The organism is Lentzea indica, assembly GCF_012184385.1.
GTDB classification, from domain to species: Bacteria; Actinomycetota; Actinomycetes; order Mycobacteriales; family Pseudonocardiaceae; genus Lentzea; species Lentzea indica.
The window spans coordinates 1-5,645 of record NZ_VSRL01000393.1 but is presented as its reverse complement, the minus strand read 5'-3'; the positions used below and the strand labels follow the sequence as shown (position 1 = coordinate 5,645).

The window sequence follows — 5,645 nt, the reverse complement described above, 5'->3', positions numbered from 1 at the left end:
GTGTCCAGCAAGGTCATGAAGAAGCCGATGCAGAGCGCGAACACCGCTTTCCAGCTCGCCCTGTCGGATCGAGTAGTACTACTGATGCGCGCTCACCTCCTGCATCGGCACCCTCGACGGAGTGAAGCGCTGGGTGCTTGTCCTCACCGAACGCGGTTCCGATCGCGAAGGCAAGCGCAGACGGATCGCGGCACTGCTCGTCGGGCTCGTCGGGCTCATTGGATCGTGGGCCGTTGGAAGCGTGCTCGCGAGCGACCCGATCGGCTACGGAGTTCCGATCTGGCCGTTCGCCGACACCGTCGACCGCGCGGAGAACGCGCTGCTCACGCAGGTCGTGTCGGCAGTACGGCACAACGCGCCGCTGAACGCCGAGAACGTTCAGGTGCTCAAGAAGACCGATGCTTACGGCAGCGAGTTCTGGACCCTGAAGCTCAAGGTCGACGGTGAGGTCCGCTGCCGCGAGGTCGCGGTGGGACTCGACGTCAACAGCCGCCGAGTCCCCTGCTGAACGGCGTCTGCAAGTACCACCAACTCGCAGTTGGTGGTACTTGCAGACGCCAAATCAGCCGGGAAAGCCCGAGGCGCGCCAGGCGCCTGGGCCGTGTTGCAACGGCCTGCGAACCCGGCGAGCCGGGTTCGCCCATTCCGAGGGTTGGGCGGGCTCGTTTTCGGCCGGAGCGGCAGCGGCCAGCCCGGCGACGACCGCGGTCAGCGCCGCCAGTTCGTGGTCGTCCGGCGTGCCCTTGACGACCCGCAGCAGTGGCTTTTCCTGAGGCTTCTCGTCCGGCGCGGTCACAGCGGGATGTTCCCGTGCTTCTTGGGCGGCAGCGTCTCCCGCTTGTCGCGCAGCATCGACAACGCCCGTGCCACGTAGCCGCGGGTGTACGACGGCGGGATCACCGAGTCCACGTACCCGCGCTCAGCGGCGACGTACGGGTTGCACAGCGTGTCCTCGTACTCCTGCTGAAGCTGCGCGCGCAGTGCGTCGACGTCCTCGCCGTTGGCAGCGGCCGCCGCGAGAGTCTTGCGGTGCACGATGTTCGCCGCACCCGAAGCGCCCATGACGGCGATCTGCGCGGTCGGCCACGCGAGGTTGATGTCCGCGCCGAGGTGCTTGGAGCCCATGACGTCGTACGCGCCGCCGTACGCCTTGCGCGTGATGACGGTGACGAGCGGGACGGTGGCCTCGGCGTAGGCGTAGATCAGCTTGGCGCCGCGCCGGATGATGCCGTTCCACTCCTGGTCGGTGCCGGGCAGGAAGCCGGGCACGTCGACGAACGTCAGCACCGGGATGTTGAACGCGTCGCAGGTGCGTACGAACCGGGCGGCCTTCTCGGAGGCGTCGATGTCGAGGCAGCCGGCGAACTGCGTGGGCTGGTTCGCCACCACGCCGACGCTGTGGCCGTCCACGCGGCCGAAGCCGACGAGGATGTTCGGCGCGAACAGCGGCTGCACTTCGAGGAAGTCGCCGTCGTCGAGCACGCGGCTGATGACCTCGTGCATGTCGTACGGCTGGTTCGCCGAGTCCGGGATGAGCGTGTCGAGCTCTTTGTCGGTGTCCGTGATCGCGTCGCTGACCGAGCCCTCGGTCAGCGTGCCGTCGAACGCCGGCGAGTCGGAGAGGTTGTTGGACGGCAGGTACGACAGCAGTTCCTTGACGTACGCGATCGCGTCTTCCTCATCGTTGCCGAGGTAGTGCGCGTTGCCGGACTTGGTGTTGTGCGTCCGGCCGCCGCCGAGCTCCTCGAACGTGACGTCCTCACCGGTGACGGTCTTGATGACGTCGGGGCCGGTGATGAACATGTGCGAGGTCTGGTCGACCATCACCACGAAGTCGGTCAGCGCCGGGGAGTAGACGTGCCCACCGGCGTTGGAGCCCATGATCAGCGAGATCTGCGGGATCACGCCGGACGCGCGGACGTTGCGGGTGAAGATCTCGCCGTAGAGGCCGAGCGAGACGACACCCTCCTGGATGCGCGCGCCACCGCCCTCGTTGATGCCGACGATCGGGCGACCGGTCTTGATCGCCAGATCCATGATCTTGACGATCTTCTCGCCGTACACCTCGCCGAGCGAGCCGCCGAAGACCGTGACGTCCTGGGAGAACACGCACACCGGACGGCCGTCGACGGTGCCGTAACCGGTCACCACGCCGTCGCCGTACGGGCGGTTCTTCTCCTGGCCGAAGTTGGTCGAGCGGTGCCGGGCGAGCTCGTCCAGCTCGACGAACGAACCGGGGTCGAGCAGGAGGTCGATGCGCTCGCGGGCTGTCTTCTTGCCCTTCGCGTGCTGCTTTTCGACCGCGCGCGCCGAGCCGGCGTGAACCGCCTCGTCGTTGCGCCGGTAGAGGTCAACGAGCTTGCCCGCGGTGGTGTGGACGTCCGGGGCGTCCGCGGGGACGGTCCCGATCGGCTCGGTCGCACTGCTCATGGGCTCGCAGCCTAACGAGACCATTGCTGAACTGCCCCGTGCAGTTGTCCAGGTCACGGCAACCTGTCGGTCATGTCGGATCGCACGTACCCTCTTCCGTTCCAATAACCTGGTGTGATGGACACCGCACTCGACGCCGATGCGCTGCGCGCGCGTCTGGTCGCACCCAACGGTCCGTACGCCGCACTCGACGTCGTGGAGACCACCAAGTCGACGAACGCGGACCTGGCCGCAGCCGCTGTTGCAGGCGCGGCCGACCGCACGGTGCTGATCGCGTTGGAGCAGAGCGAAGGGCAGGGCCGCCGCGGCCGCACCTGGTCGTCGCCGCCCGGCGGGCTCTACGTCAGTGTGCTCTTCCGGCCGTCCGGCGTGCAGCCGCGACAGCTGCCGTGGCTGAACCTGATCGCCGGTCTGGCGCTGGTGCGTGTCGCCCAATCGGTTGGTGTTGAAGCGTCCCTGAAGTGGCCGAACGACCTCCTGCTCGGCCCGAAGGCGGAGAAGGGCGCCGGCATCCTGTCCGAGATCACCGCCGGTGTCGCACAGGCCGTCGTCGTCGGCATCGGCCTGAACGTGGCGAAGCTGCCTGGCGACGTGCAGCCCGCGCCCGGTGGCCTGGCTCCGACGTCGCTGGAGGACACGGGCGCGTCGGAGCTGGATCGGGGCGAGCTGGCGTTCCGGCTGCTGACCGAGCTGGCCGTGCTGGAAGGCGTGTGGCGCAAGAACGGCGGCGACGCGGTCGAGTCCGGTGTGCTGGAGGAGTACCAGGAGCACTCGGCGACCGTCGGCGAGCGCGTGCGCGTCGAGCTGGCCGGTGGCGTGCAGCTGCTCGGCACGGCGCAGCGCATCGAGGCCGACGGCACGCTGGTCGTGCGCGGCGATGACGGCGTGGACCACGGCGTGTCCGCTGGTGACGTGGTGCATTTGCGCCCGGCGTAGTTAGGGTTGGCCCATGGCCTATCCCGACGACCTGCTGAGCTCCGGCGAGCACGTCGTGATCCACAAGCACCCCCACTGGAAGATGCTGATCTTCCCGGTGTTCTGGCTGCTGGTGGTGGTCGCGCTCGGCACCTACCTGGCCGGACTCGTCGTGGACCAGTCGTGGGCCACCATCGCGTGGATCGCGCTGGCCGTGGTCGGCGTCGTGCTGATCATGTGGCTGACGCTGGCGCCCGTGGTGCGCTGGCGGACGACGCACTTCATCATCACCTCGGACCGCGTGATGTACCGCGAGGGCGTGTTCAAGCGCACCGGCCTGGACATCCCGCTGGCGCGCGTCAACAGCGTCCGGTTCGAGCACAGCCTGATGGACCGGGTGCTGGGCTGCGGCACGCTGATCATCGAGTCGGCGTCGGACGAGCCGCTCGAGTTCGACGACATCCCGTCCGTGGAAAAGGTGCACACCATGCTGTACCGCGAGGTCAACGACAATCCCGACGACGACTTCCACCCGAGGACGCTCGATGGGCGCGCGTGAGGCCGGCCTGCCCGACGTCGTCCGGTCCGGTTCGCTGCCATCGCGGGTGACGATCTGGGAGGTCGGCGCACGGGACGGGCTGCAGAACGAGTCGGTCGTAGTGCCGGTCTCGGTGAAGCTGGAGTTCCTGGACCGGCTTGCCGCTGCGGGACTGTCCGTTTTGGAGGCCACGTCCTTCGTCCACCCCAAGTGGGTGCCGCAGTTGGCTGACGCCGCTGAGTTGTTGTCCGGTCTGTCGAAGCGGCCTGGTGTCGTCTATCCGGTGCTGGTGCCGAACGAGCGTGGCCTCGACCGCGCTCTGGAGGCCGGAGTCTCGCACATCGCGATCTTCGCCTCGGCCACGGAGACCTTTGCTTCCCGCAACCTGAACCGGACGTTGGACTCGCAGTTCGAGATGTTCGCGCCGACCGTTTCCCGTGCTCTGGCAGCGGGTTTGTCCGTGCGTGGATACGTGTCGATGTGCTTCGGCGACCCTTGGGAAGGCCCTGTCGCGCGCTCGCAGGTCGTGGCCGTTGGTGAGCGGCTGCTGGAGATGGGCTGTTCGCAGTTGTCGTTGGGCGACACCATCGGTGTGGCCACGCCGGGTCAGGTGGAGTCCCTTTTGGAGGGATTCCGGGACGTTTCGTCGTTGGCCGTTCACTTCCACGACACGTACGGGCAGGCCTTGTCCAACACTCTGGCCGCTTTGCGTTGTGGGGTTACGACTGTGGACTCTTCGGCCGGTGGTCTGGGTGGGTGTCCGTACGCGGAGTCGGCTACCGGGAACCTTGCCACCGAGGACCTGGTTTGGATGCTTGACGGGCTGGGGATTGAGACCGGGGTTGACTTGGACAAGCTCGTGGAGTGCTCGGTTTGGATGGCTGAGCAGCTTGGGCGGCCCAGTCCTTCTCGGGTTGTGAGGGCGCTTTCGAAGTGAAGGTTGTCGAGTGAGGGTCGTCTGGTGAAGGTTGTCGAGCTGACTGCTGAGACCTGGGCGTTGGCCGAGGGGTTGTTCAGCTCCAGCAAGACGGTCGAGTGGTGTTTCTGCACCTGGTTCATGCAGACCAACGCTGAGATGAAGGTTGGCGACAACCGGGCTGTGTTGAGGGAGCGGTTGGGGTCGCCGATCGGGTTGCTGGCGGTGGACTCTTCTGGGGCTGATGGGTCTGCGGCTGGGGCTGAGGCTGTTGGGTGGGTGGCTGTTGCTCCTCGGGCGGCGTATTCGCGGTTGGCTCGGTCCAAGGTCACTGCGCCCGTGTCTGAGGACATCTCTGGGGTGTGGTCGGTTACCTGCTTCTACGTTCGGCGGGATGTTCGGCGGCAGGGGGTGACGTCGATGCTGCTCGATGCGGCTGTGTCCTATGCGGCTTCGGCTGGGGCCCGGGTTGTGGAGGGGTATCCGATCGATACTGCTGGGCGGTCGGTGCAGGCTGGGGAGCTGTATCACGGGCGGTTGGCGATGTTTCTCGATGCTGGGTTTGAGGTGGTTGAGCGGCGAGGGGTGCGGCGGGCTCTGGTCCGTCGGGTGCTGGTTCCGTAGGTTCGCCCTGGCGCGTGGGTTGCGTTGGCCGTCTCCCTGTTGCGTCGGCGGGTGCCGGTTTCGTGTCCGTAGGTGGTCGGGTTGCGTGCTTGCGTTCCTGCTGCTTTCTGGGGCTCCGCCCCAGACCCCGCCAATCTGATCAAAGACCTGTCCAGCGCCGCGCGCGGGTTGATGGCACGCCTGTTGCTTTTGGCGGCTTGCTGCTGCGTAGGTGGTTGCGGT

General features: G+C 66.9%; 7 protein-coding genes. 5 read left to right on the top strand and 2 right to left on the bottom strand.

The genetic code is table 11. The features are described from left to right. The first annotated feature begins 121 nt into the window (after positions 1-121). The gene (locus FXN61_RS46765; protein ID WP_167980237.1) at positions 122-508 is read left to right on the top strand and encodes a hypothetical protein; all 387 of its coding nucleotides are present in this window, start codon (positions 122-124) and stop codon (positions 506-508) included. A 54-nt stretch (positions 509-562) separates the two neighbouring features. On the opposite strand, the gene FXN61_RS46760 is transcribed toward FXN61_RS46765, so the two are convergent. Both FXN61_RS46760 and FXN61_RS46755 read right to left on the bottom strand, forming a co-directional pair. Next, positions 563-796 (bottom strand): acyl-CoA carboxylase subunit epsilon, encoded by a 234-nt coding sequence (locus tag FXN61_RS46760; RefSeq protein ID WP_167980236.1) that lies wholly within the window; start codon positions 794-796, stop codon positions 563-565. Further along, positions 793-2,430 (bottom strand): acyl-CoA carboxylase subunit beta, encoded by a 1,638-nt coding sequence (locus FXN61_RS46755; protein WP_167980235.1) that lies wholly within the window; start codon positions 2,428-2,430, stop codon positions 793-795. Before FXN61_RS46755 ends, FXN61_RS46760 begins: the two co-directional genes overlap by 4 nt. A gap of 117 nt (positions 2,431-2,547) precedes the next feature. Here FXN61_RS46755 and FXN61_RS46750 point away from each other — a divergent pair, with 117 nt between their 5' ends. Genes FXN61_RS46750 through FXN61_RS46735 form a run of 4 tightly spaced genes read left to right on the top strand, consistent with a single transcriptional unit; the run spans position 2,548 to position 5,423 of the window. Further along, a complete protein-coding gene (locus FXN61_RS46750; protein WP_167980234.1) occupies positions 2,548-3,366 on the top strand; it encodes a biotin--[acetyl-CoA-carboxylase] ligase in 819 nt (272 codons plus the stop codon). A 13-nt stretch (positions 3,367-3,379) separates the two neighbouring features. Then, positions 3,380-3,904, top strand: coding sequence for a PH domain-containing protein (locus FXN61_RS46745; protein ID WP_167980233.1), 525 nt, complete (start codon positions 3,380-3,382; stop codon positions 3,902-3,904). Further along, entirely contained in the window at positions 3,891-4,820 is a 930-nt protein-coding gene (locus tag FXN61_RS46740; RefSeq protein ID WP_167980232.1) for a hydroxymethylglutaryl-CoA lyase, read from the top strand. The genes FXN61_RS46745 and FXN61_RS46740 overlap by 14 nt, the downstream gene beginning before the upstream one ends. A 24-nt stretch (positions 4,821-4,844) precedes the next feature. Then, positions 4,845-5,423, top strand: a complete 579-nt coding sequence (locus FXN61_RS46735) for a GNAT family N-acetyltransferase (RefSeq protein ID WP_312878536.1) — start codon at positions 4,845-4,847, stop codon at positions 5,421-5,423. Positions 5,424-5,645: the final 222 nt, after the last annotated feature.